General features: G+C 55.5%; 15 protein-coding genes, 1 tRNA gene and 2 pseudogenes. 14 read left to right on the top strand and 4 right to left on the bottom strand.

Annotated features, from left to right (window positions below; all coding sequences use genetic code 11):
- Positions 1 to 42: 42 nt before the first annotated feature.
- Positions 43 to 548 (bottom strand): annotated as a pseudogene (folK, locus tag AC0V2S_RS00405) (2-amino-4-hydroxy-6-hydroxymethyldihydropteridine diphosphokinase).
- Positions 539 to 894 (bottom strand): annotated as a pseudogene (gene folB / locus AC0V2S_RS00400) (dihydroneopterin aldolase). Before folB ends, folK begins: the two co-directional pseudogenes overlap by 10 nt.
- A gap of 74 nt (positions 895 to 968) precedes the next feature.
- Between folB and plsY the strand changes: the two are divergent.
- A complete protein-coding gene (gene plsY, locus AC0V2S_RS00395) occupies positions 969 to 1538 on the top strand; it encodes a glycerol-3-phosphate 1-O-acyltransferase PlsY (RefSeq protein ID WP_475508046.1) in 570 nt (189 codons plus the stop codon).
- A gap of 3 nt (positions 1539 to 1541) precedes the next feature.
- On the opposite strand, the gene tsaD is transcribed toward plsY, so the two are convergent.
- Entirely contained in the window at positions 1542 to 2567 is a 1026-nt protein-coding gene (gene tsaD, locus AC0V2S_RS00390) for a tRNA (adenosine(37)-N6)-threonylcarbamoyltransferase complex transferase subunit TsaD (protein WP_475508045.1), read from the bottom strand.
- A 201-nt stretch (positions 2568 to 2768) separates the two neighbouring features.
- Between tsaD and rpsU the strand changes: the two genes are divergently transcribed.
- The 6 genes from rpsU (at position 2769) to AC0V2S_RS00360 (ending at position 12397) form a co-directional block, all read left to right on the top strand.
- Complete coding sequence (rpsU, locus tag AC0V2S_RS00385; protein ID WP_002551877.1) at positions 2769 to 2984, top strand: 30S ribosomal protein S21; 216 nt, start codon at positions 2769 to 2771, stop codon at positions 2982 to 2984.
- Between the two features lie 318 nt (positions 2985 to 3302).
- A complete protein-coding gene (dnaG, locus tag AC0V2S_RS00380; RefSeq protein ID WP_475508044.1) occupies positions 3303 to 5309 on the top strand; it encodes a DNA primase in 2007 nt (668 codons plus the stop codon).
- Positions 5310 to 5376: 67 nt separating this feature from the next.
- The gene (rpoD, locus tag AC0V2S_RS00375) at positions 5377 to 7227 is read left to right on the top strand and encodes an RNA polymerase sigma factor RpoD (RefSeq protein ID WP_475508043.1); all 1851 of its coding nucleotides are present in this window, start codon (positions 5377 to 5379) and stop codon (positions 7225 to 7227) included.
- A gap of 143 nt (positions 7228 to 7370) precedes the next feature.
- Positions 7371 to 11102, top strand: a complete 3732-nt coding sequence (locus AC0V2S_RS00370) for an EAL domain-containing protein (RefSeq protein WP_475508042.1) — start codon at positions 7371 to 7373, stop codon at positions 11100 to 11102.
- Positions 11103 to 11118: 16 nt separating this feature from the next.
- A tRNA-Ile gene (locus AC0V2S_RS00365) sits at positions 11119 to 11195 on the top strand.
- 128 nt (positions 11196 to 11323) lie between these two features.
- Complete coding sequence (locus tag AC0V2S_RS00360) at positions 11324 to 12397, top strand: tyrosine-type recombinase/integrase (RefSeq protein WP_475508041.1); 1074 nt, start codon at positions 11324 to 11326, stop codon at positions 12395 to 12397.
- A gap of 322 nt (positions 12398 to 12719) precedes the next feature.
- Here the strand turns inward: AC0V2S_RS00360 and AC0V2S_RS00355 are convergent, their stop codons facing one another.
- Positions 12720 to 13250 carry a hypothetical protein gene (locus tag AC0V2S_RS00355; protein WP_475508040.1) on the bottom strand — a complete coding sequence of 177 codons (531 nt, stop codon included), beginning with the start codon at positions 13248 to 13250 and terminating at the stop codon, positions 12720 to 12722.
- Positions 13251 to 13386: 136 nt separating this feature from the next.
- Here AC0V2S_RS00355 and AC0V2S_RS00350 point away from each other — a divergent pair, with 136 nt between their 5' ends.
- The 7 genes from AC0V2S_RS00350 to AC0V2S_RS00320 all read left to right on the top strand — a co-directional run bounded on the left by AC0V2S_RS00350 (position 13387) and on the right by AC0V2S_RS00320 (position 26179).
- On the top strand, positions 13387 to 13605 hold the full coding sequence (locus AC0V2S_RS00350; protein ID WP_475508039.1) for a DNA-binding protein: 219 nt from the start codon (positions 13387 to 13389) through the stop codon (positions 13603 to 13605).
- Between the two features lie 7 nt (positions 13606 to 13612).
- Positions 13613 to 13951, top strand: a complete 339-nt coding sequence (locus AC0V2S_RS00345) for a helix-turn-helix domain-containing protein (protein WP_475508038.1) — start codon at positions 13613 to 13615, stop codon at positions 13949 to 13951.
- Positions 13952 to 15741: 1790 nt separating this feature from the next.
- A complete protein-coding gene (locus AC0V2S_RS00340) occupies positions 15742 to 17052 on the top strand; it encodes a DNA cytosine methyltransferase (protein WP_475508037.1) in 1311 nt (436 codons plus the stop codon).
- Positions 17053 to 17072: 20 nt separating this feature from the next.
- The gene (locus AC0V2S_RS00335; protein WP_475508036.1) at positions 17073 to 17471 is read left to right on the top strand and encodes a hypothetical protein; all 399 of its coding nucleotides are present in this window, start codon (positions 17073 to 17075) and stop codon (positions 17469 to 17471) included.
- Positions 17472 to 17752: 281 nt separating this feature from the next.
- A complete protein-coding gene (locus tag AC0V2S_RS00330; protein WP_475508035.1) occupies positions 17753 to 19213 on the top strand; it encodes a hypothetical protein in 1461 nt (486 codons plus the stop codon).
- 53 nt (positions 19214 to 19266) lie between these two features.
- Positions 19267 to 20742 carry a hypothetical protein gene (locus AC0V2S_RS00325; RefSeq protein WP_475508034.1) on the top strand — a complete coding sequence of 492 codons (1476 nt, stop codon included), beginning with the start codon at positions 19267 to 19269 and terminating at the stop codon, positions 20740 to 20742.
- A gap of 1 nt (position 20743) precedes the next feature.
- Positions 20744 to 26179, top strand: coding sequence for an ATP-binding protein (locus AC0V2S_RS00320; RefSeq protein ID WP_475508033.1), 5436 nt, complete (start codon positions 20744 to 20746; stop codon positions 26177 to 26179).
- The last annotated feature ends 332 nt before the right edge of the window (positions 26180 to 26511 follow it).

Below are 26511 nucleotides of genomic sequence, written 5' to 3'. Positions count from 1 at the left end.
TACGCGTTTGTAGGATGGGTAGAGCGCAGCGAAACCCATCGTTTACGGTGTCAGTTGCTGCCCACGCACTCGAAGGCCACCGGCGCCAGCACCTGCTCAATCTCTGCATCCCGCCATAGCTCGGCATAGGGCTTCTGCACGCACGGGTGCCGATGCTCCGGCACCAACAACGCCAATGGCCACAGCACAAACGCGTTCTTGAGAATTTCGGCGCGCGGCAAAATCAGCCCGTCGAAATCGCCGACCAGATCGCCATAGGTCAACACGTCGATATCCAGCGGCAAGCCTTTGCGGTTCGGCGCGTAGCGGCCGTTGTCGGCCTCGATATGTTTGAGGCGGCGATCCAGTTCGTGCAGCGGCAGATCGGTTTCTGCCAGCACCACAAGATTGAAAAACGGCCCGCTTTTGATGCCCACCGGCTGGCTTTCAAATACCGGCGAGCACTGCATGCCTTGAAGGAACTGCGCCAAGGCCTCCAGGCCAGCCGTCAAATGCGTTTCGCGCTCGACGTTGCTACCCAGGCCCAGCAGGATGGGGGTCAGAGACATCCGCGCTGGATCTCCACGCCCACGCCGCCGGTGGCAGCGGGCACCGCACCGGGCTTGGTGAGTTTTAGGCGCAAACCGGGAATATTGAATTCGCTCATCAGCATTTCAGCAGGCGTTCGGCGAAGGTTTCGACCAGCAAAAACTGCGCCTGCTCGGCAAAGGCTTGAATGCGTGTGGATACAGAGGCGTAGTCCAGCGCTTTGGTGAGGTCGTCGCCGGCAGCGGCCGGGCGGTTGTCCCAGGCGAAGCTCAGGTCCAGGCGCAGGCACTGGCGAATGTCACGCTCCCAGTCATAGGCACCGATCACGGTGTCGACTTCCAGACCTTCGATAAACACTCTGTCCAAGCACTCTGCTCCGCCGCACGACAAGGGCGCTGTGCCCCGCTAGAATCGGGGCTCACTCGCCCCGGATGGATACCATGTTCTGGTTGCTGGCGATCCTCGCCTACCTGCTCGGCTCGCTGTCCTTCGCTATCTTGCTCAGCCGCCTGGTCGGTGGTCCCGACCCGCGCGCTGCCGGTTCCGGCAACCCCGGCGCCACCAATATGCTGCGGGTGGCGGGTAAAAAGCTGGCCATTCTGACCTTGTTCGGCGACCTGCTCAAAGGCTTGTTGCCGGTGTTGCTCGCCTATGCGCTGGGCTTCACCGTGCAACAGCAAGCCTGGATCGGCCTGGCCGCCGTGGTCGGGCATCTCTACCCGGTGTACTTCAATTTTCGTGGCGGTAAAGGCGTGGCGACGGCGGCGGGCATGCTGCTGGGGCTGTATCCACCGGCGGCCCTGCTTGCCGTCATCGGCTGGGGCCTGACCTTCTGGCTCACCCGCACCAGCTCGCTTGCCGCCTTGATCGCCACTCCACTTACGCTGCCGCTGCTCGCCTGGCAACAACCGGGCGCCTTGCTGCCCATGTGTGTGTTGACCGGCCTGATAGTGTGGCGCCACCGCAGCAATTTACGCGACCTGCTGGCCGGGCGCGAACGGCATTTCTAAGCCTTAGATCGCCGGCAACTGCTCCATCGGCCAACGCGCCTGCACCGAGATTTCCGGGCCTTCGTGCTGACCGGCCATCAGCCTCTGGCAACCGGCGTAGGCGATCATCGCGCCGTTGTCGGTGCAGAACGCCGGGCGGGCGTAAAACACATTGCCTTTGAACTCGCCGAGCATCTTCTCCAGCGAACGACGCAGCGCCTGGTTGGCACTCACCCCGCCAGCGATCACCAGACGGTTGAGATGGGTCTGTTTGAGGGCGCGGCGGCACTTGATGGTCAGAGTCTCGACCACGGCCGTCTGGAAGGCCAGCGCGATGTCGCAACGGGTTTGTTCGCCGTCGTCGCCAGCATCGCGGCACTGCGTCCAGGTGTTGAGGGCGAAGGTTTTCAGGCCGCTGAAACTGAAATCCAGGCCCGGGCGATCGGTCATCGGCCGCGGGAACACAAACCGCCCTGCCACACCGTTGAGCGCCAGACGGGCGATTTCCGGGCCACCGGGGTAACCCAGGCCGATCAACTTGGCGGTCTTGTCGAAGGCTTCGCCGGCGGCATCGTCCAGAGACTCGCCGAGCAGCTGGTATTGGCCAATGCCATCAACGCGTACCAACTGCGTGTGGCCGCCAGAAACCAGCAGGGCAACGAACGGAAATTCCGGCGGGGTTTCTTCCAGCATGGGGGCCAGCAGGTGGCCTTCCATATGGTGCACGCCGAGGGCCGGGATATCCCAGGCAAACGCCAACGCTTGCGCGCAAGAGGCGCCTACCAGCAAGGCCCCGACCAGGCCTGGGCCGGCGGTGTAGGCGATGGCGTCGATGTCGGATGTGGCGCAGCCGGACTGCTCCAGCACTTCACGAATCAGCGGCAGCATGCGCTTGACGTGGTCACGCGAGGCCAGCTCCGGCACCACGCCGCCGTAGGCTTTGTGCAGGTCGATCTGACTGAACAAAGCATCGCCCAGCAAGCCGCGCTCGCTGTCATACAAGGCAACGCCGGTTTCATCGCAGGAGGTTTCTAGTCCCAGCACGAGCATGGGTATTCCCTTCAGACTGGGCAATTTCGAAGGCGCGCATGATAATCGCCGTCTGTAACGCCGCCTAGCGGTTTTCGATCAGAGGCTTTGCATTCCTGGCAATGAGGCGTTAACATCCGCAACCCTTAAAAACCCGACGTCCTCCAGCTCTGTTTTTGCAACGAGTACGTCTACCCCGGTAATGAATGAAGGTAGCTCTGGATGCCAGCCGTCAAAGTTAAAGAGAACGAACCCTTCGACGTAGCTCTGCGTCGCTTCAAACGCTCCTGTGAAAAAGCCGGTGTTCTGGCTGAAGTTCGCAGCCGCGAGTTCTACGAGAAACCAACTTCCGAGCGCAAACGCAAAGCTGCAGCCGCAGTTAAGCGCCACGCCAAGAAAGTGCAGCGCGAACAGCGCCGCGCCGTTCGTCTGTACTAATACGCAGACAAACGCCGCCTGTTTTGCCACGCCCGACGCAAGTCGGGCTGCCGGCAGAATTGATAGCACAACGCTCCAAACGCATTAGCGAAGTTATCTACGTTGCTTAGGCAACCGCGATAAGCCTCGCTTTTTCGCGTTTGCGCGGAAAAAAATCCGCGCAGTCTGATCGTAAAAGGCTTGTAGAGCCCGCCACGAACTCTTGGCATGATTAGCCACCCCCCGCCGCGTCATCTGCGGGAAAGCGCTTTGCATCTATTTCCGAACACCTGAAATCGCGGCTGCAATGCCGGCGATTCGACCGACTTCGAGAGCGCCATGGCCGGGCTGATTCCCCAAAGCTTTATTGACGACCTGCTCAACCGCACCGACATCGTCGACGTGGTCAGCTCGCGCGTGCAACTAAAGAAAACCGGGAAAAACTTCAGCGCCTGCTGCCCCTTCCATAAAGAGAAAACCCCGTCGTTCAGCGTCAGCCCGGACAAGCAGTTCTACTACTGCTTTGGCTGTGGCGCTGGCGGCAACGCCCTGGGTTTTATCATGGACCACGACAACCTGGACTTCGTCCAGGCCGTGGAAGACCTGGCCAAAAGCGCCGGCATGGAAGTGGTGCGCGAAGAGAGTGGCCGTGGCGGCCCGCACAAACCGCGGCAACCCACCGACTCGCCGCTTTACCCGCTGCTGACTGCTGCTGCCGAATACTATCGCCAGGCGCTGAAAAGCCATCCAACGCGCAAAGCGGCCGTCGATTATTTGAAAGGCCGCGGCCTGTCAGGCGAAATCGCCCGTGACTTCGGTTTGGGTTTTGCCCCGCCCGGCTGGGACAACCTGATGAAGCACCTGGCGACCGACACGCTGCAACAGAAAGCGATGATCGAAGCCGGCCTGCTGATCGAAAACGCCGACAGTGGCAAACGCTATGACCGTTTTCGCGACCGGGTGATTTTCCCCATTCGCGATAGCCGCGGCCGGATCATCGCGTTCGGCGGGCGCGTACTGGGCGACGACAAACCCAAGTACCTGAACTCCCCGGAAACCCCGGTTTTCCATAAAGGCCAGGAACTCTACGGCCTGTATGAAGCACGCAAGAGCAACCGTGACCTCGACGAGGTGATGGTGGTTGAGGGCTATATGGACGTGATCGCCCTGGCCCAACAAGGCCTGCGCAACGCCGTCGCCACCCTGGGCACCGCCACCAGCGAAGAACACCTGAAGCGCCTGTTTCGGATCGTACCCAGCGTGCTGTTCTGCTTCGACGGCGACCAAGCCGGCCGTAGCGCCGCTTGGCGTGCTCTGGAGTCGACGCTGCCGAGCCTGCAAGACGGCCGCCGCGCGCGCTTTCTATTTCTGCCCGAAGGCGAAGACCCGGACAGCCTGGTACGCGCCGAGGGCACCGATGCCTTCCGCGCGCGCATCAACCAGCAGGCGCAGCCGTTGGCCGACTACTTCTTTCAGCAGCTGACTCAGGAAGCAGATCCGCGGTCCCTGGAAGGCAAGGCGCACTTGGCGACATTGGCCGCGCCGCTGATCGACAAGATCCCAGGTGCGAACCTGAAAATTCTGATGCGACAGCGCCTCACGGAAATCACCGGGCTGAGCAGCGAGTCGTTTAGCCCGTCGCCGGCCCACAATCCGGTCAGCACTCCGTCGGCACCATCTTCAGCCATGTACGACATGGACGAAACGCCGCATTACGACCCCAGTGGCTACTACGACACCCCGGCCGATTTTGGCCAGGACCAGTTCGCCCCGCAGCCCGAGCAAGCCTGGCAGCCGAAAACCGGTTTCAAAGGCAAAGGCCAGAATGGCGGCAAGAAATGGGAAAAGAATTGGAGCAAGAAAGGTGATCGAGACCGCGATGAATTTCCGCGCGGGCCACGCGTTGCCGCCCCAGTGGAATCACCCACGTTAACCGCATTGCGCACCCTGCTGCACCATCCGCAACTGGCGGAAAAAGTCGAAGATGCCAGCCATTTCGCTGCAGAAAACGACACATACGCCCAATTGCTGGTGGCCCTGCTCGGCGCCATGCAAAAGAACCCGAAGCTGCGCTCACTGCAATTGATCGCCCGCTGGCACGGCACGGAACAAGGCCGCTTGCTGAAGGCGTTGGCAGAAAAGGAATGGCTGATTGATGCCGACAACCTTGAACAACAGTTTTTCGACACTATAACTAGTCTGGCAGCACGCCAACGCGAGCGCAGCCTGGAACATTTGCTGCGCAAAGCCCGTCAAAGTGAGCTCAGTGCGGAGGAGAAAGAACAACTTCGTGACCTGCTCAGTCGCACCGCAACTCCCGTCACCCCGACCTCAACTGGCGCGTGAGGTCTCAGCTCTGGTATAATCCTCGGCTTGTTTTTTGCCCGCCAAGACCTTCAGTGGATAGGGTGTTATGTCCGGAAAAGCGCAACAACAGTCCCGCCTTAAAGAGTTGATCAGCCGTGGTCGTGAGCAGGGTTACCTGACTTACGCAGAGGTCAACGACCACCTACCGGAGGATATTTCAGATCCGGAACAGGTGGAAGACATCATCCGCATGATTAACGACATGGGGATCAACGTATTCGAGAGTGCTCCGGATGCGGACGCTCTGCTATTGGCTGAAGCCGATACCGACGAAGCGGCCGCCGAAGAAGCAGCCGCTGCTTTGGCTGCGGTAGAAACCGATATTGGCCGCACCACCGACCCGGTGCGCATGTATATGCGCGAAATGGGTACGGTCGAACTGCTGACCCGCGAAGGCGAGATCGAAATCGCCAAACGCATCGAGGAAGGCATTCGTGAAGTCATGGGCGCTATCGCCCATTTCCCAGGCACGGTCGACAGCATTCTCTCCGAGTACACCCGCGTTACCACCGAGGGCGGCCGTCTGGCCGAAGTCCTCAGCGGCTACATCGACCCGGATGACGGCATTGCCGCGCCGGCCGAAGTACCCGTCCCGGTCATCAAGGACGGCGCCGCGGCTGCCGAACCTGAAACCGAAGACGAAGAAGCCGAAGGTGACAGCGACGACGAAGAAGAAGGTGATGGCGGTCCAGATCCAGAAATCGCTCGCGTGCGCTTTGGCGCCGTGGCCGACCAACTGGAAAAAGCCAAAAAAGTGCTGAAAAAGCACGGTCGCGACAGCAAGCAAGGCCTGGCCGAACTCGCTGAACTGGCCGACCTCTTCATGCCGATCAAACTGGTTCCCAAGCAGTTCGACGCACTGGTTACCCGTGTTCGTGATGCCCTGGATCGTCTGCGTCAGCAAGAACGCGCCATCATGCAGCTGTGTGTGCGTGATGCCCGTATGCCGCGCGCCGACTTCCTGCGTCAGTTCCCGAGCCACGAAATCGACGAAAGCTGGGCTGAGCAGCTGTCCAAAGGCAAAAGCAAATACGCTGAAGCCATTGGCCGCCTGCAGGCCGACATCCTGCGTTGCCAGCAGAAGCTGGTAGCCCTGGAAGCCGAAACTGGCCTGAAACTGTCCGAGATCAAGGACATCAACCGTCGCATGTCGATCGGTGAGGCCAAGGCCCGCCGCGCGAAGAAAGAGATGGTTGAAGCGAACTTGCGTCTGGTGATCTCCATCGCCAAGAAGTACACCAACCGTGGTCTGCAATTCCTCGATCTGATCCAGGAAGGCAACATCGGTCTGATGAAAGCGGTGGATAAGTTCGAATACCGTCGCGGCTACAAGTTCTCGACTTATGCCACCTGGTGGATCCGTCAGGCGATCACTCGCTCGATCGCCGACCAGGCCCGCACCATCCGTATTCCGGTGCACATGATCGAGACCATCAACAAGTTGAACCGCATCTCGCGTCAGATGCTTCAGGAAATGGGCCGCGAGCCTACTCCCGAAGAACTGGGCGAGCGCATGGAAATGCCTGAGGACAAAATCCGTAAGGTATTGAAGATCGCCAAAGAGCCGATCTCCATGGAAACACCGATCGGCGATGATGAAGACTCCCACCTGGGTGACTTCATCGAAGACTCCACCATGCAGTCGCCAATCGATGTCGCCACGGTAGAAAGCCTCAAGGAAGCGACCCGCGAAGTACTCGCCGGCCTCACTGCCCGCGAAGCCAAAGTACTGCGCATGCGCTTCGGCATCGACATGAATACCGACCACACCCTCGAGGAAGTTGGTAAGCAGTTCGATGTAACCCGCGAGCGGATTCGGCAGATTGAAGCCAAGGCGCTGCGCAAGCTGCGTCATCCGACCCGAAGCGAGCACCTGCGCTCCTTCCTCGATGAGTAATTTGTTACTCAACGAGTAGCACTTAACAAAAGTGCAAACAAAACCCCCGGCCTCGTCCGGGGGTTTTGCTTTCTGGGTACTGGCAACACGCCACAAGCGCTACACTCGGCGAACCACACTTATTGCTGTTTCGAGGCTGTGTCATGCCGCGTCTGCTTGCCACTCTTCTGTTGTGTTTGGCCTATTGGACCGCGCCCGCTCACGCGTTGACGCTGACACAGGACGAGCAAGCCTGGCTAACAGCGCACCCCACCTTGCGCATGGGCGTAGACGCCACCTGGCCTCCCTTCGAATACCGCGACGAGCAAGGCCGCTATATGGGTCTGGCCGCCGACTACATTGCCCTCGTGGAGAAACGCCTCGGCGTGAAGATGGAAGTCTTTGAGCCCAGCACCTGGAGCGAAGTGCTCGACCAGGCGCGAGCCGGCACCATCAACCTGCTACCCGGCGCCATGTCCACGCCCGAGCGCCAAAGCTACCTCAGCTTTACCCGCCCCTATCTGGACTTTCCCATCGTCATTCTGGGCCGCACCAACGGCCGCCAACCCCGCGAACTGAAAGACCTGTACGGCCTGAAAGTAGCCGTGGTGGAAAACTACGCCCCGCACGAACTGCTGCGCAGCCAACACCCGGATCTCAATCTGCTTCCCGTGCCCAACGTCGCCGCCGCCCTGCAAGCATTGGCCACTGGCCAGGCCGACGCTCTGGTCGGCGACCTCGCCTCCAGCGTCTGGAGCCTGCGCCAACTCAAGCTCGAAGGCATCGCCATTACCGGCGAAACGCCTTACCGCTATCAGCTGTCGATGGCCGTCCCCAAAGACCAGACGGTATTGGTCAACATCCTAGACAAAGTGTTCGCCGACCTGACCGCCAGCGAAATCGAGGCGATGCAAGAACAGTGGCTGGGCGGTGTACTCGACCAGCGCGGCGTCTGGCGCAAAACCCTGATGTTCGCCGTGCCCAGCCTGCTGGCCCTGCTGCTGATTCTGGTCTCCGTGGTGGCCGTCAACCGCCGCCTCACCAGCGAAATCACTCGCCGCAACACGCTCGAACAAGCCCTGCGCAGCAGCGAACAACACTTTCGCAGCCTGGTGGAATGCCTCTCGGCCGTCACCTGGGAAGCCAACTTCGACGACTTCAGTTACTCCTATGTATCGCCCCACGCCGAAAAACTCTTCGGCTACCCGCTGAGCGCCTGGCAACACCCCGACTTCTGGGCCAACGCCCTGCACCCAGAAGACCGCGAACGCACCCTCACCTACTGCCGGCAAGAGACCGACGCCGGCCGCGACCACACCATCGACTACCGCATGTACGCCGCCGATGGCCGCCTGGTCTGGGTGCACGACATCGTCACGCTGATCGAACACCGCGGCACCACCGTACTGCGCGGGGTGATGATTGAGGTCACCGAAACCAAACAGATCGAGCAGGCGCTGCGCCTGTCCGAACAGAAGTTCGCCTCGGTCTTCCAGCAGTGCCCCGACATTCTGCTAATCGCCCGCCTGGACGACGGCCGACTGCTGGAAGTGAACCCCAGCTTTGAAGAACACACCGGCATTCGCGCCGCCGATGCCCTGGGCAAGAACGGCACCGAACTCAACCTCTGGGGCGTGCCCGGCGCCGGGCCGCAGGTGCTGCAGCGCCTGCAACGGGAAAGCCTACGCAACCTGGAGATGCTCTTTCGCCGGCAAAACGGCGAGCTATTTACCGGCCTGATTTCCGCCCAACACTTCCAGCTCGCCGACACCCCTGCGCTTGTGATCGTCGTGCGCGATATCAGCCACGTAAAACGCACCCAGGAACAACTGCAATTCTCCGAAGAGAAATTCGCCAAAGCCTTCCACGCCTCGCCGGATGGTTTGCTGCTCACCCGCATGCAAGACGGCCGCATCCTCGAAGTAAACGAAGGCTTCACCAGCCTGACCGACTACAGCAATGCGGATGTAACCAACCAATCCACCATCGGCCTAGGCCTGTGGCACGACCCGCAAGACCGCACCAACGTCATGCAACGCCTGCGCGACAGCGGCACCGTGCGCGATTACACCGCAGTTATTCGCGCCAAAAGCGGCGAGCTGCGGCTGTGCGAAATTTCGATGCAAGGCATGCAAATCAAAGGCGAAAGCTGCGTACTGACCATCGCCCGCGACGTCACCGAACGCACCCGCAACCAGGAAAAACTGCAACTCGCCGCCACCGTGTTCGAGAGCACCGCCGAAGGCGTGCTGATTACCGACACCGAACGGCGCATTACGGCGGTCAACCGCGCCTTCACCGAAATAACCGGCTACAGCGAAGCCGAAGCACTCGGCAGCCTGCCCAGCATGCTCGCCTCCGGGCATCACGACAGCGCGTTCTACACCGCGCTGTGGCACCAGCTGGAGGCCTCCGGGCATTGGCAGGGCGAAATCTGGAACAAGCGGAAAAATGGCGAACTCTTCCCGGAATGGCTAACCATCAGCGCCGTGCGCAACAGCGACGACGTAATCACCAACTTTGTCGGCGTGTTTGCCGACATCACCTCGCTCAAGCGTGCGCAAGACAGGCTTGACCACCAGGCGCACCACGACTCCTTAACCGGCCTGCCCAACCGCCTGCTATTCGAAACCCGCCTGCACGCCCTGCTCGCCGACGGACAAAACAACCAACTCGGCGCCGTGCTCTTCCTCGACCTCGACCGTTTCAAACATATCAACGACAGCCTCGGTCACCCGGTCGGCGACATCCTGCTGCAAGCCACCGCCAAACGCTTGCGCAGCCAACTGCGCGATATCGACACGGTGGCGCGCCTGGGCGGCGATGAATTCATCATCCTGCTGCCAGGCCTGCACCAAGCCAGCGACGCCGAACGCGTCGCGAACAAACTGCTCAGCTGCCTGAGCGCGCCCTTCCAAGCCGACGGCCACGAGTTCTTTATCACCGCCAGCATCGGCGCAAGCTTGTTTCCCCTGGACGGCACCGACGTCGCCACCCTGATCAAAAACGCCGACGCCGCCATGTACCGCTCCAAAGCCAAAGGCCGCAACCGCGCCGAGCTCTACACAAGCGACCTGACCCAACAAGCCACCGACCGCATAGCCCTGGAAAACGAACTGCGCCGCGCCATCGAACGCAACGAATTGAGCCTGCACTACCAACCCAAGCAATGCCTGCAAACCCGCAACATCGTTGGCGCCGAAGCCCTGCTGCGCTGGCACAGCCCAGTGTTCGGCAACGTACCGCCCGAGCGCTTTATCGCCCTGGCCGAAGACAACGGCCTGATCCTGCCCATCGGCGACTGGGTGCTCGCCCAGGCCTGCAAACAGATGGGCGAATGGCAACAACACCACCAGCCGTTCGGCCCGCTGTCTGTCAACCTCGCCGGCGCGCAACTGCGTCAGCCGCGCCTAGTAGAACGCATCGCCAACCTGCTCGCCGAACACCACCTGCAGCCGTCCATGTTGCAGTTGGAGATCACCGAAAACTTCATCATGAATCAGACCGAGGAAGCCCTGGCCATCCTCCACGACCTGAAAAACCTCGGCGTGCTATTGGCCATCGACGACTTCGGCACCGGCTACTCCTCGCTGAGCTACCTCAAACGCCTGCCGCTGGACACCATCAAAATCGACCAATCCTTCGTCCGCGGCCTGCCCGAAGACACCCACGACGCCGCCATCACCCGCGCGATCATCGCCCTGGGCCGCAGCATGCAACTGACCGTGATCGCCGAAGGCGTGGAAACCCCCGAGCAAGAACGTTTTCTGGTCGACGAAGGCTGCGAACAAATCCAAGGCTTCATCCTTAGCCGCGCGGTAACGCCCGACAAATTTGCAGGCACGTTCCTAAGCCCGCGCCACGCAATTGGCACTCCGCAAACCGCACCGGTATAATCCGCGCACTTTCTGAGGGCCTATAGCTCAGTTGGTTAGAGCAGAGGACTCATAATCCTTTGGTCCACGGTTCAAGTCCGTGTGGGCCCACCACATTCAAAGCCGCGCAGTGCGCGGCTTTTTGGTTTCTGCAGGAAAAGCAGCTAGACCAGTCCTATAATCTCAAGGTACAAATTCAGTACAGTGCCGGTACAGCGGCACGCCTTGAGAGCAGCTCGAAAATGGCCACCATCGTCAAAACGGATGCAGGAACCTGGAAGGCTCTGGTTCGAAAAACCGGTTGGCCAACCAACACCAAAACCTTCCGCACCAAACGCGACGCCGAAGATTGGGCACGCCGCACCGAAGACGAAATGGTTCGTGGCGTATACATTCAGCGCAGCGGCTCCGAGCGCATGACACTTGCGATGGCACTGAAGCGCTACTTGAGCGAAATCAGCCCCACCAAAAAGCCCACCACTCAGAAGGCCGAAGCGACCAAGGCGTTGCAGTTGATCCACCACCTGGGCAAGTACTCGATGGCTGCCCTCTCCGCCGAGATCATCGCGAACTACAGAGACACGCGCCTCGCCTCGATCACCAATCGCGGCAAGCCTACGAGCAACAACACCGTGCGGCTGGAGCTGGCTCTACTCAGTCACCTGTTCACCGTAGCGATTCAAGAATGGGGCCTAGGGCTCAGCTTCAACCCCGTGCTGAACATTCGAAAGCCGAGCCCAGGAGAGGGCCGTGATCGTCGCCTGTCCGCGGACGAGGAACGTAGGCTGCTAACAGCCGTAAACAATCACAGCAACCCAATGCTTGGTTGGATAGTTCGTATCGCGCTGGAGACAGGCATGCGCTCGTCTGAGATCACGTCCCTGCGACGACACCAGGTAGACATGAAAAAGCGCGTGGTGCGCCTCTCAGACACCAAGAACGATAGCGCGCGGACGGTTCCACTGAGCAAGTGGGCGACTGAGACTTTTCAAATCGCGTTGAGTAACCCGGTACGACCAATCGATTGCGACCTGGTGTTCTTCGGAGAGCCGGGTAAGAACGGTAAGCGGAGCGCCTACGCATTTACGAAAACGTGGGGGCTGCTGAAGACCAAGCTAGGCATGCCTGACTTGCGTTTCCACGACTTGCGCCATGAAGCAGTGAGTCGACTGGTTGAGGGTGGGCTGTCGGACCAAGAGGTATCTGCCATTAGCGGGCACAAATCGATGCAGATGCTGAAGCGCTACACGCACCTTAGGGCAGAAGACCTTGTCTCTAAACTCGACGACTTCCCCTCCCGTCGAGTAGACGTCTGAATCTTGAAGTGCAGAACGGCAAAGCCCATTTTTTCAGGTGGACAAGTCCACCTGAAAAAATGGGCTAGTACGAAAGTGAAGCTCACGAGCTATCGAAATTAACTGTCGGCGCGGCTCTGATAGAAAAGATCCCATGTGCTTTGATGCGTCACTCTAGGGTCTTCACCAAAAACCGGGTCGACTTTGACGCCGGCTTTTATCAAGTCTTCCTGCTTCTGTTCCCAAGGTCTGTTTAGACCCAAAATTCTTTCAACATGCCCCGCACGATCACGCTCGCGCCGCTCCCACGCAGCTTTCAACTCAGCGTACTCGGGAGTATCGACTAGCCCGTACGCGACTGAAACCAAATCACTTCCAACCCAGTGGGCCATTTGCAAATGGCGCTCTGCAGCACTCTGCCGAGCTTCATCATCTGAAAGGTCCACCTCACCAAGCTCATAAAGCTTTTTACCAAAGCAATCGCTTGAAGGAAGTAGTCGTTTGCACCTGGCTCCTCAGCATGAAGACTTTCGGGAAAAGTCAGCGCTGTGATTGGCGCTACATGCCCGTTAGCCGAATCAGTGATGCCGGTGGCCAGCCAAAAAGCGTATTTCGGCCAAAGGTGAGCTACAGCCTCGATCATCGTAGACGTGGGTTTTTGCTTTCTCGCAAACGCGCTACGCCACCTAGCCGAAGGCACATCCGTCAGTTGCGAGAGCTTTTCCCAGAAACCACGACCCGCAAAAGGTGGTGGAGTCCAAAAGCTGAGCAAAGCAGAGAAAGGACCCTCTCCATTTTTGAGCCCCTCCAAATCAGCAGGAGACATCTGCTCCTTCAAAATCAGGATGACTCTATCTTCGATAGTGGTTGACATACGAGCCCTTCGACCTTAAAAAGTACTTAATGTCTATATTTTGGACATTTGATATTTGTTACGGACTCTAACGCTTATCTACGCAGATATAGCTTACCAGCTCGGGGACGCATCCCGCCGCCCCAAAGGACCTCTGATGACTACCGAAGAAACCCTATTAAATCGCTACAGCGGTTCACCCCTCTTGTCGCTGGAGCAGCTAGCGGAGGTTCTGCACCGGAGCAAAGATGGCCTCAGGATTTCGCTCAGCGGGGATAATCCGCTCTCTCACAAGCTGAGCAAATGTCGAGTGAAAATTGGCCGGCGTATCTACTTCAAAACCTCAGCTATCGCACGACTGATCGACGATTTCTGAGGCCGGCATGAGCATAAAATCGATGAATTGGGCTTGGGAGCAGCACCTTCCTCCAAACGCTAAGCTGATCTTGATGGCATTGGCAGACGCCGCAAATGAAGAGGGCGACTGCTGGCCAAAAATGAAGACGCTAGCGGCCAAATGCTGTGTCTCGCAGAGAACAGTCCAGAGGGTCTTAAAGGAGTTCGTTTCCTCAGGCCTTCTTACCGCCAAACCTCGCTTCAATTTTGAAGGGCGCCAGGTCTCAAACAACTACACGCTGAATCAAAAATCATACCCTGACAATCTGACACCCTCCCCTTCAAATCAGACGTTAGAGGGTGACAGCTCTGACCGCCGGGGATGACACAACAGTGTCATGGTGGGGGTGCCACAGCTATGGCTAAGCTACAACCACCAATAGAACCATCAGTAGAACCAATAGGTGAAACGAGCCGGCAAGGCCGCTTTCACTCGGCGCTCGACGTAGCATCAGAACGAGCAATCAAAGCTCTGCTCCTGCACGAATCTCCCGAGAGAGCTGAACGTTTGTTGGCAGAGCTGAAAAAGGCGCTGGATGGGGGATTAATTCAAACCACCCGATCCAATGGTTTAGGGGCGTGCAACGCAGAATGGGGAAAACCGCCTTTACGCTCGCGCCTCCAAAAGCTAGAAGCCAAGACGAATACTGCAACCAATTAGTAGCCAAGGCATGAGCGTTGAGGATGCAAGGTCAATTGCTGAGAAAACAATCTCTGCATCTTAAGGAAACCGAATGCCTACACCCGAACGCTGGGCTGATTAGATTCGGCGAAGATGAAACTAGACATAGCAATCGGTCAGCTAGCCGAGCTTATTTCCGCAGAAGAAAAAAGCCTCGTTCCCGACCAAGAATTGGTCAACGAATGGGTGAAACAACAGGACCAGTTAACTGACCTAAGAAACGGATTGGGCGTCAACGACACCTTGACCATCTTGAAAATCAATTCAACCTTGCATGGAGTGAGCCGTGCCTAGCGAGCACAAGCAAGTCCTATTAGGCGATGGATTCACCCGAACAGAACACAGCGTGGGAGTTCTTCATCACCGTAGATTGGTTTAGCGCACGGCTGACTGGTGTGCGCACACATGACTCGACTCGTAAAGATCTCCTTACCTCCGAATGCCTCCTACCAACAAGACATGGGAGTTGTTCATCACCACTAAATTGAGCTTCGACCGGGCCCCTAACCTAACGCCTGGCGAGCTGACTAACAAATCCTCTCCTCCTCTTTCGCTCTCACGTCGCTATCTGCCGTCTCACCGACAGATTTCACCTTGCTTACCATTTGTCATTTTGTGCACCCCGAATGCTCCTACCAACCAGGCATGAGAGTTGTTCATCACACTTAAAATCGAGCTTCGACCGGGCGGCTAGTCTAATGCCCCGCGAGCTAACTCAAAAATGCTCTCCTTCTGCTCTCCTTCTGCTCCTCTTTCGCTCTCATGTCGCTATCCATTGGCTAACCGACGGATTTCACCTTGCTTACCATTTGCTCACTTTTTGCTCTCCGGACACCCCCGTAACGACAGGTTTTATAGCCAAAGATTGAGCGTCTAGATGACTAGTGCAGGATAGGCCGCGGAGCGTCATTCATGACATAAAATCCAGAGAAACTGTCAGCCCTGCTTATGCCTCGCTCTGGATTAGTTGACCGCTAAACTCACGTTCCACGACATATCCGCCAAGGATGCCCTAGGGTTAGTTCATCTGTGGACCGAACTGGGAGCCCATTTCCCTTCGTCTCAGGATGCCCGTGAGCGCGCTTTTCTCTTTTTCCACCAGATACATTCGCCCTAGACAATCTGGACCAAGGTAGAAATTTGACTCTAGAAAGTGAGCCGCTTAACGGGCGCCCAGACCATTGCGTTTGAATGGCTGGCAATTCATCATCCTCACAAAGAATCGGTCCAAAGGTGTCGTTACCTCCTCGAATTCACGGCAATTTGAGAGACAAGGAGGCACAGGCCGAAGACACCACAGAGCTCAACTCACACGGCCCTTTTGCCCGTAGTCATCACCTTTCAGTTGCGCTAGGTTCAGGGGCATTTGCGCCCCTGTAACGCGCCTCGAAAAAATACGAGATTCTGCATTTGCACTCTTCCTCAAAACCCCTGATGTTCGCCGACCTGTTCGCAGGGTGCGGAGGTCTATCTCTAGGGCTATCGCTCGCTGGGCTGAGCGGCGTTTTTGCTGTTGAACGGGATAAAATGGCCTTCTCGACCCTGTCAGCAAATTTGCTGGAAGGCAGAAACGTGCCCATCCCTCAATTCGCATGGCCCTCATGGCTCGAGAAAAAAGCCTGGGGAATCGACGAGATACTCGAGCATCACGCTCTCGACCTTGCTGAACTCAAGGGAAAAGTTCACGTCCTGGCTGGCGGCCCTCCATGCCAAGGTTTTAGTTTTGCAGGCAAGCGTCAGGAATCAGACCCTCGCAACAAGCTGTTTGAAAAGTACGTTGAAATGGTCAAGGCCATACAACCAGCTGCGTTAGTACTAGAAAACGTCCCTGGCATGAAGGTGGCGCATACCTCTAAGACTTGGAAAGAACTGGGCATACTCATCAAACCCCAGTCGTACTATGACAAGCTGGTTGAAAGCCTTGACCATATTGGATATCAAGTGCTGGGGAAAATCATTGATTGCTCGCGCTTTGGAGTACCTCAGAAGCGTCCTCGCCTGATCGTAATGGGTGTCCGTAAAGATCTCGCTGCAAACCTCTCTGGTGGTATCTCAAGAGCATTTGAGTTGCTAGAAGTTGCTCGACTTAAACAGCTGCAAGATTTAGGTCTTTCTGAAATCGTTAGCGCATCGGAAGCCATTTCAGATCTCGAAATAGCCCATGCAGGGACGAGACCTTGCAACGACCCATATTCCCCAAAAGGCTTCCTAGAGCTTGATTATGCGGGCCCCAGGACAAGCTTCCAAAAGCTTATGAACGCAGGGAGCGACGACTACATAGACAGCTCTCGTTTCGCGAGACATCGGGCTGAGGTAAGCGCCCGTTTCAAAGCGCTCCTGGCAGATCCAGATAGCGCAAAAGGCGGCCTGATGAACCTTGAGCGCAGGCAAAAATATGGACTCAAAAAGCATCGTCTCTACCTAATGCGAGCTGATACACCAGGTCCCACCATAACCACGCTTCCGGACGATGTTCTGCACTACAGCGAGCCACGTATATTGACTGTTAGGGAGTCTGCCAGACTTCAAACTTTTCCTGACTGGTATCAATTTCGAGGGAAATTCACCACTGGCGGCAGCCAGCGGACCAAGGAATGCCCACGCTATACGCAGGTCGGAAATGCTGTGCCGCCATACCTCGCAAGGGCGATCGGACTTGCAATCCAATCGATGTTAGAAGAAGCCACTACCGGGTCTGGGCAGCACGTGAGGGTTGAAGAAGAGCAAACATTAGCCATCGCTTGAAAACATAGGAACGTAGGGGAATGGATAGCTCCCAATTAGAAGAAGCACGCTACCCCGCAGGGCTTGTCGACTGGGCCGGACATCACTCGGGGGGAGTGAAACGGCTTCTAGACGACGATAGCGGCCAGCCTAATAAGCAATTGCTACGCACAAACCTTTTGGCACGTTTGGAAGATTGGGCTAACCGCCTTCCCGCCGAAAATATGACCATCCCGAGAATTGTCCTGCTAGTCGGCGGGCCGGGAAACGGGAAAACCGAAGCCATCGAGTCCACCATACATTGGCTGGATAAAGCCTTGGCTGTGATGGACGATTGGTCGGAGAGCTTTCGAAAGCTTTCCATCCTTCTGCTGGTAATAAGGTTCCGCGAATTGTTCGAGTCAACGCTGGCACGTTTGCTAGAAACAGTAGCAGTCTGAGTCTCGACATTGTTCAAGACGCATCTGCCGGCCACGAAGGAAAGACCGCATCCTCGCTTCTAATCGAAGAGCTCAGCAGACTGATAGATGGCCCCCCATCTCAAGCGTACCTGTGCTGCGTAAATCGGGGCGTACTTGATGACGCACTGATTCACTCCATCGACCATGATCTGAACAAGCCGAGGGCAATCATTGAGGCCGTTACCCGAGCGGTAAGTCTCTCGTATGGCGCTCCCTCATGCTGGCCTCTCCAAGGGTTTCCCTCTATTGCCGTGTGGCCGATGGATGCAGAGTCACTGCTTGTAAAGCCGGACGAGGCTAATCTCGCTCCAGGAGAAATACTTTTTGACCAGGCCACCGAGCCTGAAATGTGGCCTTTGAAGGGGTCGTGTCCAGGTGGCGAAAAATGCCCGTTCTGCACTAGCCAGGCAATTTTGGTGAAAGAGGAGCACCGGGCGGCGCTACTGAAAATACTGCGCTGGTACGAACTCGCCAGCGGCAAGCGATGGAGCTTCCGGGACCTCTTCTCCCTTACGTCATACTTATTAGCAGGACATCACCCAGTTGCTCAGGGCTCAGCCAAAAGCTCGCCTCAATCGACGCCATGTCAATGGGCTGCGAGCTTAGTTGAGCTTGATGCGAAGGCCGCAACAGCGAAAAAACCTACTCGTTCGACCCTCACTGCGTGCTTCCATCTGGCCACTTCAAGCTACCAACACGCACTATTCCATCAATGGGATAAGAACGTTGCAACATCTCTTCGTCGTGATCTAAAGGATCTAGGGTTGGAAAAGGAGCTGGATGCGGAAGAAGGAAGAACTCTAATGGGGCTCGTCCATTTCTTAGCTGAGCGAAAGTCCAACTACCTTCCAGCCACTATTGCGCATCTTTTGGATGGGCTAGTAGAAGCTCTGGATCCTGCATTTGCTAGCCCGGAAAGTGAGGTAGCAGTTAGCAAAAGCACCACTATTAACCTAGGCGATCTCGACATGCGTTTCAGCCGCTCTCTGGCGGGAGGAATTGAGTTTGTCCGCAAATCGCAGGTGTTGTCAGCAAGCGAAATTGAGCTACTTAAGCGTCTATCCAACGCTGACCGGATGCTCTCACTGCCAGCTATCCGAAGGAAAAAGCCCGCCGCAGCCACTCGCACACAATATGTACTGCGCGACTTCGCCTGCCGGTTAGTGCGCCGGAGCATATGCACCAGAACCGGCGTAGTTGCTGACTCTCCAATTCTGCAAGCCTTTCAGCAAGTCGTTGAAGACGACGACAAGCATCAACATCTGTTTGAAGTCGTTAAGCAGGTGAAAGACCTGCTTAACACAGGAAAGGAATTTGAAGTATCGCTAACCACGACCTTTGGCCAGCCGCTTCCCCCAAGGCTAAGGCAAGCGACACTCGTGGTACCTATTCGCCAGGTCAAAATGCTTTCCCAAAATGCTAATGGCCGTCCTCGGCCCCCTATCTGCTACCTCGGGGTAGGCCAAGGACAGTCGGCGCAAGCGATCCCCCTGACTTACGACCTATTCAAAGCCGTGAAAGAGCTGGAACGCGGTCTCTCTCCTGCGTCTCTGCCTCGGACGGTTCTTGCACTTCTCGACACCACGAAAGCCCGTCTTTCCGGACCAATAGTTCGTGACGAAGAGTTGCTCGACGATGCAAAAATCCGAGTTGGCGGGGATGGAACAGTGGTCGGACGATCATGGAATGGTTTCGTGTCGAGCAAAGAGGATCTTGTATGAGTCTTTCGGACTTTAAGCAGGCCCCCTGGAGAAACTCTTATAGGAGCTACCAAATGTCTGCGCTGGCTATAAGTCCAGCTCCAGAGTACGCAAGCTCTGAAGTCCTTCTCGCCGCGCTTTACCGGACAATTGGCTTCGCATCGACAAGCGAGGGCAACGTGCCCCAAGCGGGGCGAGATTTGGATAAACGAATTCAGAAGTTGCGCGAAAAGCGGCAACCACCTCCCTCCGGTTCCGTAGTAGGAGTTGAGGCCTGGAACTCGGTACTTCATGGAATACTGGAAAGCCCCAAACTCCCAAACCAATCTTCAAAGCGCTTTGTTCAGGTAACACCACTAGTCCCGAGTCTAGCGTTGTTCTCCGGCTCGGCGCGATTGAGTAATAACTCTTGGCCAGCAGGCAGCTTAATTCGCCGGATGGTTTGCCTCGGCTCAAAAGATCAAGACTCGGCCCAATTACTCTGGAAGGAGCTCTTCCAAGCATTGAGTGTTGGGGACAACGATGACGTTTTCGCTCGGTGGCTAGAAGAGGAAACATCATCCTGGTCCACAGAGGAGCATGTCTGGGCTTTGTCGCCAATTCCAGGGGACGAAGCAGTGACTCTGAATCACTCCGACTACTCGGAGATGAAATTCTTGCCCGCAAGAAGGTTTGTTAGAGACCTGCAAGCAATTATCCAGGCAAAAGACTCTATGACTCGGCGCCAGTGGACCAGCCTACTGGAGGCAATACTGCGTCTGGGTACAGTATCTCATGTGACATGGCTATGTGATGTTCAGGCGAGAATCTGGAGCTGCCTATTGTCGGTCCTAAACAATGGGATCGTGCTAACAGAGCAACAAGCACGAGCAGAGATTTTCCCTGAAAGTGCGCAGTACATGGGTTACGGCGGGAAAGCGCTGCCAGGAATCAAAGACAAAGTCTCCAGCTATCTAAATGCAAGACTTGGAATTAATGGACTCCTTTGGTCGCTCCATCAAATTGGGGCTCCCTATGACGCAGACATGTCGTCAGGAAAAGGAGTCGCTGCGCTATGTGCCCATATCGCGTCCAATCGAATGGCGCTTTCAAATTCGAATACCGTTGGCTTTATCACCGACGTACAGGACGAGGAGGGTCGCGCGCTGCGTTGTAAAAAGGGCATCGGATCCAACTTGATGGAATTCGTTCGGCACGCGCTGGGGCAGCGGCAGGCTGCAGTGCCTCTTCTTCGAGGGTATGACCAAGGGTACATCCTCAGGAAGAAAGGTAGCAGTCCATCCAGCCCTTGGATCGTATCTCTAGGCCCCGTCGCTGTACTCGCACTGGTCCATTGCGCATTAACCGGAATGGGCGGACCTCGGTCAATTCATCGACTAGGCATGCACCTTGAAGCATATGGCATTGCCGTGGACAAACACGATATTGCCAGAAACGATCTAGGCCACCAGTTGAGAATGCTCGGACTAGTACTCGACAGTCCCGACGCCGAAAGCGGCATGTTACTGCTGCCGCCTTTCAACACAAATCTCGTTATTCAGGGAAGTTAACGTGAACAGTCTCGCACATTGGCTTGCAGCTATCGTTCGCGAAAAAGCTGAGGGCGCTACACAAGGATTAGGTGCAAATAAACTCGAGTACCGGCTCATTTTTCGAGGTCCGCCTCTCGAAATACTAGAGCTGGTCTATGACGAGTTGGTTCGCGACGGAGGAGTCCGGGTTAAGTCAGCTACTGATGGCAGCGTCATAACACTACCAGTTCTCCTCCAATGCCCAGCCGACCAGCTAAAGAACCAATACCCTCCGCTACGAATTGGCAATTCAGGAAAGTGTGATAACGACCACTTGCTGAACGTTCGAAACGACCCGAATAACTCCAGCTTTGTCGCCCTAGTCCCTGCTGGCCAGCACAACAACCTTTCAATCGAATCGTCTAGCGATGTGTTCGGTATGAGCCCCAACTTCGAAAAATGGTGGGAGGACAGCCTCGTACAACAGGCCGTAACCAACGCCTTTGAGATCGCGGGAATAGACGACGCTTTAAGAGTCGACGCAAAGGAACTGGTCCGGGAGGCGTCCGAGGCAATTGACGGAGTCGATCCTGATCAGGTTGGCCATAGAGACTCATGGAGAATGCTCTCTCGCATTTACTCTATAGCTACCTCTAACCAAGGGATTTCTTCAGGAGACGCACTCGCGCTAGCTTGCGGATTTCCTCCCACGAGCGATGGGAGAGTCTCATCAAAAGCTCAACTTTCAACGCTAGGTAAAGTAACCGACGAGCTCGCGGACGGCTTTAAAACGGGCATCGATCGCCTCTCGCAAACGGCTTCGGCAGATGTAGCAGAGTCACTTAGAGATCTACTCTCCCATCTTCAGGCAACGTGCCAAGTTCCTACAGCCTTCGAGCGTGCTTCCGCTGCCTTTTATTTGCCTAACCGGGGTCTCGAACTCGCCCCTGCTCCTCTCTGGTGGAAGAATCTAACTGTAGCGCAGTGGACAGCTTTGTTGGCTGATGAGCCCGACGAGGTAATGGGCGAGCTCAACATCCGATGTACGAACAGTATTGTTCCCGCTATGAAGGGGCTGCCTGCGATAGTTCATAGGGAGTTGGAGTTATCGATTGCAAGGAGCGAGGGAGAAGAAGGGAAGTTTCTTCTCACCGGCGGATCATTTGGCAAAGCGCCAATGCCACGTTCTTTCTCACAAGACGGGCTCAATCAATTTGTAGACCCAGCACCCCCAGCTCATAAAACCCCCATCACTTACAAGGTGGCCTCCGAAGGCTGTAAACCCGCAAGCATACGAGTTATTTCTCTATCGAGCTGGAAGCCTGGGATTCTAGTGACTTGCAAGCTAGCAACTAAGGTCACACTCCCCAAAAAACCACGCAACAATTCTCCGGCAAGTCCATGGGAAACATCCTTAACGCTTCCAGGTTCGGGACGCTACGAATTGCGTCTGCACCTCTCGCCCGGAACCGTTATCAACCGTGTGGAAGGAATGCCCGACGATTCCACCGAACTGGAAGAACAACGTCAGTCACTTGAAGCCCGCGCGACAGGTGAAAACGAATATCTCGTAGAGGTTGAGGCAGACGGCAAATATCAGATGGATATAGCTTTCAGTGTTCCCACTGAAACAAAACCTCAGACATGCAGAGTCTATCTAGCCTGCGAGGAGACTATTGAAGAGGGCTGCCGTAGCGAGTTCGAGCGTCTCATCAAGCTGAACCGCCGACATCTTGAGAAATTTGACGTAAAAGCAGTAGTGCATTTAGACCGCAATGCTCGCTCATCTAGCCTTCAGTCCTGGATACTAGAAGAACAAAACATCGCGAACTCATTTCGTCCGCTAGTAATAGCGGACGACTATGCGTCCGTCTGGGCACCTCCGGACTGGACATCCCCAAACGGCCCGATCCTTTCCAATGGCCGCTTTCTGCAAGATCCAAGACCTGATCGATCCTGTTTCGAACCACCGAAAGGGTTCATCGAGGCTCGGCGAGAAATCGCGCGATACATACGAGGCAGTGACGACCAATCTGGATTGATCGAGTCAGCACAATTGGGAGCCTTGCTTTCCAACGACGAAGAGTTCCGCCACCTTGTCGAAACTTATATTGAGACTTACATGGCGTGGCTCGCAGCAGAACCGACTGCAGCTTGCTGGATTGATACGGTGGCAGTCTGTTCGTTAGAGTCAGATGGGCTTACTCTAAACAAAGCACCGGACGCAATAATTCTTTCTCCTCTCCACCCTTTGCGATTCGCATGGCATTGTCTCGCTCAAAAGGTTCTTAGAGACGAGGTAGAGGGCGACAATCCGAGTCCCTGCCCCGCGGCCAGCATTCTGGATCCTGATTGTGTTCCTGACATACTTACAATCTCGCTGCAGTCTCCGAATGGGTTTGATCAAGTCGACTTTCTATCTGTGGAGTGCAGCTCCGACTATTGGTCCGTGCTTTGGAATGGCTCACGCCTAAGCCATTTGCCCAGCAGAACACGCCTTCCCCCGTTCGATAACGGATTCGGTCTCACAGTTGGCGGGATATCGAGTGGATTTAGCCCTGCGCAAGTCTCACGTGCACTGGACGATGTCACTGACCTTCTAGCCGCCAAACCTCTAGTAAGCGTAGTCGTTTCAAGCGCAGGCGGGACCAGTGACGCATGTAATGAGGGGCTCGCCACTTGGTGCACGAAACGGTTCGGAAACGCCGATCCAGAGACATCTAGACAAAGTGTAGGCACTCGAATTCTTGAGGTGTTTGATACTAGGCTATCTGGTCGACCGGATCAGGCTACGATCGCAAACCTTTGCGAAGACACCGAGAATCATGTTCGCTGGTATGACAAACAGCCTAGAGGTACTAAGCCAGACCTCGGAATTATTGCGCAGTTAGACTCGGCACAACCTGAATCCAAAGAAGTTGGAATGCTCTCCCCGATGGGAGCCGGCGGCCTCATCAGACATCGCGTAAGACGGCAGCTACTAGGGTCTTTCTTATGTGAGTCACGACAAGGGCTTCAAATGCCTCTCACTGGAGAACTATTCGCTGACAAAGTCTCCGCATGCATGCTGATGGTCGAAAAGCTGAAGGACGGAAAACTAGGCCTGCAGTTTTCACCTAGTGTTCACGCAATTTCCGACATGCTCAAAGAAAACAGTGCCGGTTACGTCGCGGTATCGTCTTCTGCAATTGACCCTGCCTGCTTCCTAGGCGGATGGATAAAAGGTACGTTCCTGTGGGATTACGATCTGCCGTCATACTCGCATCGAGCTGGCGATACGAGCGGTTACTATCTTCTATCTAAAGTCAAACCGGCGGATAGTGAAGCGCTGCGTCGGGTCTTGAAGCCACTGCCGGGGTGCGATGATCTAGACGACGAGAAAGTCGAACAAATTCTCCTTGAGGTCGCCAGAAGAGGAATTCCGACAGTTCGAGGTCTATCTGGGGACGATACAGGGGCTACGGGAGATCTCGGCCTGTTCTTGGCCGTTCGACTGCTACAGGATCAATTCCGTATTTCCGGAAACCAAAACAGCCTTCTGCCAGTCCTGGGAGGCACACTTGACGATGCCACTATTGCCATTATCGTCCCGGTCGACCCCTTCAGAGGTTATCTCGCCGATCTGGCTAGATCTCTTGGTAAGGAACGTAAGGACACTTCTCTTTCTCGTCCAGATCTTCTTGTCGTAGGTGTACGAGTTCAGAATGAAAGAGTTTGCCTACATCTGACCCCAATAGAAGTTAAGTGCCGGCAAGGTGTCTTTACCACGAGTGAAACAGCAGATGCTCTCGCTCAAGCCAAGGCCCTATCATCGTTGTTGCAAGCAATCGAGGATAAGGCGAAAACGTCCATGATATGGCGTTTGGCTTATCAGCACCTGCTCCTCTCGATTGTAGGCTTTGGGCTTCGGGTATATAGCCAACATCAAGCCGTTGAGGGGCAGGGCCCCCGCTGGGCCTTTTACCACCAGAAAATTGCCGCAGCGATCCTCGATCCCACCTCGACACCCAGCCTAGATCTGCGTGGGCGACTTATTATCGTGGATGGCTCACCTCACAGCGGGGCGCAAAACCGGGATGGAGATGAATTCAACGAGACAATTGTTATTTCTAGTCAGGATGCAGGACGCATAGTCGCGGGGAATGACGCTCAAACCTTCTACGATGCTGTCCGCGAGAAAGTAGGTGATTGGGCGCTGATACCGGTCGCAGCTAATAACGAACTAATTTCCCACTTAAGCTCCACCCCCGAAGTACCAATAGCCTCACCTGTTAAACCGGAGAGTCTGGTGCTACGAGAAAACATTGACTCTGAGATTGCCCATGAAGACTTATGCGCCCCTGATACCGTTGGCGGCAGCGGCGTAATTTTATCTGTGGGTGCTACCGTAGATGGATTTGAACCTCGCCCGCTAACCCTGAATATCTCAGACACTCGGCTAAACCAGTTAAATATTGGGGTAGTTGGAGATCTTGGGACCGGCAAAACTCAGTTCTTAAAATCGCTAATTTCTCAAATATCAAGATCGGCGTTAGAAAACCGCGCCATCAAGCCCCGCTTCCTGATATTTGATTACAAACGAGACTACAGCAGCGAAGACTTCGTAAAGGCAACGGGCGCAAAAGTAATAAAGCCTTTTCGTCTCCCACTGAACTTATTCGATACCACTGGCATGGGCGAGTCGTCCGCGCCATGGCTCGACAGATTTAGATTTTTCGCAGATGTATTGGACAAAATTTATTCCGGCATGGGGCCGGTGCAGCTTGGAAAGCTAAAAAGTGCTGTCCGCAACGCCTACGAAGCAACCAGTCCAGCAGGACTGCAACCGACGATTTACGACATACACAAAGAATATCAACTGATACTCGATGGGAAGTCAGACTCACCCATGGCAATTATTGACGATCTCGTCGACATGGAAGTTTTCTCTCGCAACGTTTCAGAGACGATGTCATTCGACGAGTTTTTTGACGGTGTTGTAGTGATATCTTTAGATTCAATGGGGCAGGATGATAAAAGCAAAAACATGCTCGTAGCCATCATGCTAAACATGTTCTATGAAAACATGCTAAAAACCCCTAAACGTCCATTTATTGGGGATCAGCCGCAGCTTCGAGCCATTGACTCATATCTTCTGGTTGATGAAGCGGATAACATAATGCGGTATGAGTTCGACGTACTCAGGAAACTACTTCTACAAGGGCGCGAATTCGGCACCGGCGTGATACTTGCGTCGCAGTACCTTAAGCATTTCAAGGCAGGAGCTACTGACTATCGAGAGCCTCTACTCACCTGGTTTATCCACAAGGTTCCCAATGTCACACCAGCAGAACTGGGCGCGTTGGGTTTTACCTCTGACCTTGCGGAGCTATCAGACCGAGTTAAAACTCTACTAAACCACCAGTGTTTATACAAATCCTTCGATGTAGCTGGCGAAGTAATTCGAGGGCTTCCTTTTTTTGAGCTCCATCGGTGATTTCCGCTTATACTTTACTCGCTGCATCCGAAAGCAGCCGTGTGACCTTTAACTAAAATCGGAGCCAAAATGAACTGGCGAAAAATATATGAACCAAAGCGATGGGAAGCATATAAAAACTTTTACCAGATATCTATATTCAGATATCTGACAGTTTGGTTCTCTTTGGTTCCGATTCTCGCTGGAATCTTGCAGGGATTACCAAATCCTCTTCCTTTGAAAATTAGCGGGGAAACCTATCTTATAAGTCTCTCCCTCCCCTTCAACTGGGAGTTCCTTTGGCTATCATCTTTTTTATTCCTAATATCATTCCTAATATACCTCATAAGATG

This window comes from Pseudomonas sp. CC11G (assembly GCF_056174845.1).
This window is presented reverse-complemented; position numbering and strand designations above follow the sequence as displayed.

Excerpts from the sequence above, each read along its gene's own strand:
- plsY (WP_475508046.1), top strand. The coding sequence starts at position 969 with ATGTTCTGGTTGCTGGCGATCCTCGCCTACCTGCTCGGCTCGCTGTCC.
- tsaD (WP_475508045.1), bottom strand. The coding sequence starts at position 2,567 with ATGCTCGTGCTGGGACTAGAAACCTCCTGCGATGAAACCGGCGTTGCC.
- rpsU (WP_002551877.1), top strand. The coding sequence starts at position 2,769 with ATGCCAGCCGTCAAAGTTAAAGAGAACGAACCCTTCGACGTAGCTCTG.
- dnaG (WP_475508044.1), top strand. The coding sequence starts at position 3,303 with ATGGCCGGGCTGATTCCCCAAAGCTTTATTGACGACCTGCTCAACCGC.
- rpoD (WP_475508043.1), top strand. The coding sequence starts at position 5,377 with ATGTCCGGAAAAGCGCAACAACAGTCCCGCCTTAAAGAGTTGATCAGC.
- AC0V2S_RS00370 (WP_475508042.1), top strand. The coding sequence starts at position 7,371 with ATGCCGCGTCTGCTTGCCACTCTTCTGTTGTGTTTGGCCTATTGGACC.
- AC0V2S_RS00360 (WP_475508041.1), top strand. The coding sequence starts at position 11,324 with ATGGCCACCATCGTCAAAACGGATGCAGGAACCTGGAAGGCTCTGGTT.
- AC0V2S_RS00355 (WP_475508040.1), bottom strand. The coding sequence starts at position 13,250 with ATGTCAACCACTATCGAAGATAGAGTCATCCTGATTTTGAAGGAGCAG.
- AC0V2S_RS00350 (WP_475508039.1), top strand. The coding sequence starts at position 13,387 with ATGACTACCGAAGAAACCCTATTAAATCGCTACAGCGGTTCACCCCTC.
- AC0V2S_RS00345 (WP_475508038.1), top strand. The coding sequence starts at position 13,613 with ATGAGCATAAAATCGATGAATTGGGCTTGGGAGCAGCACCTTCCTCCA.
- AC0V2S_RS00340 (WP_475508037.1), top strand. The coding sequence starts at position 15,742 with ATGTTCGCCGACCTGTTCGCAGGGTGCGGAGGTCTATCTCTAGGGCTA.
- AC0V2S_RS00335 (WP_475508036.1), top strand. The coding sequence starts at position 17,073 with ATGGATAGCTCCCAATTAGAAGAAGCACGCTACCCCGCAGGGCTTGTC.
- AC0V2S_RS00330 (WP_475508035.1), top strand. The coding sequence starts at position 17,753 with ATGGATGCAGAGTCACTGCTTGTAAAGCCGGACGAGGCTAATCTCGCT.
- AC0V2S_RS00325 (WP_475508034.1), top strand. The coding sequence starts at position 19,267 with ATGTCTGCGCTGGCTATAAGTCCAGCTCCAGAGTACGCAAGCTCTGAA.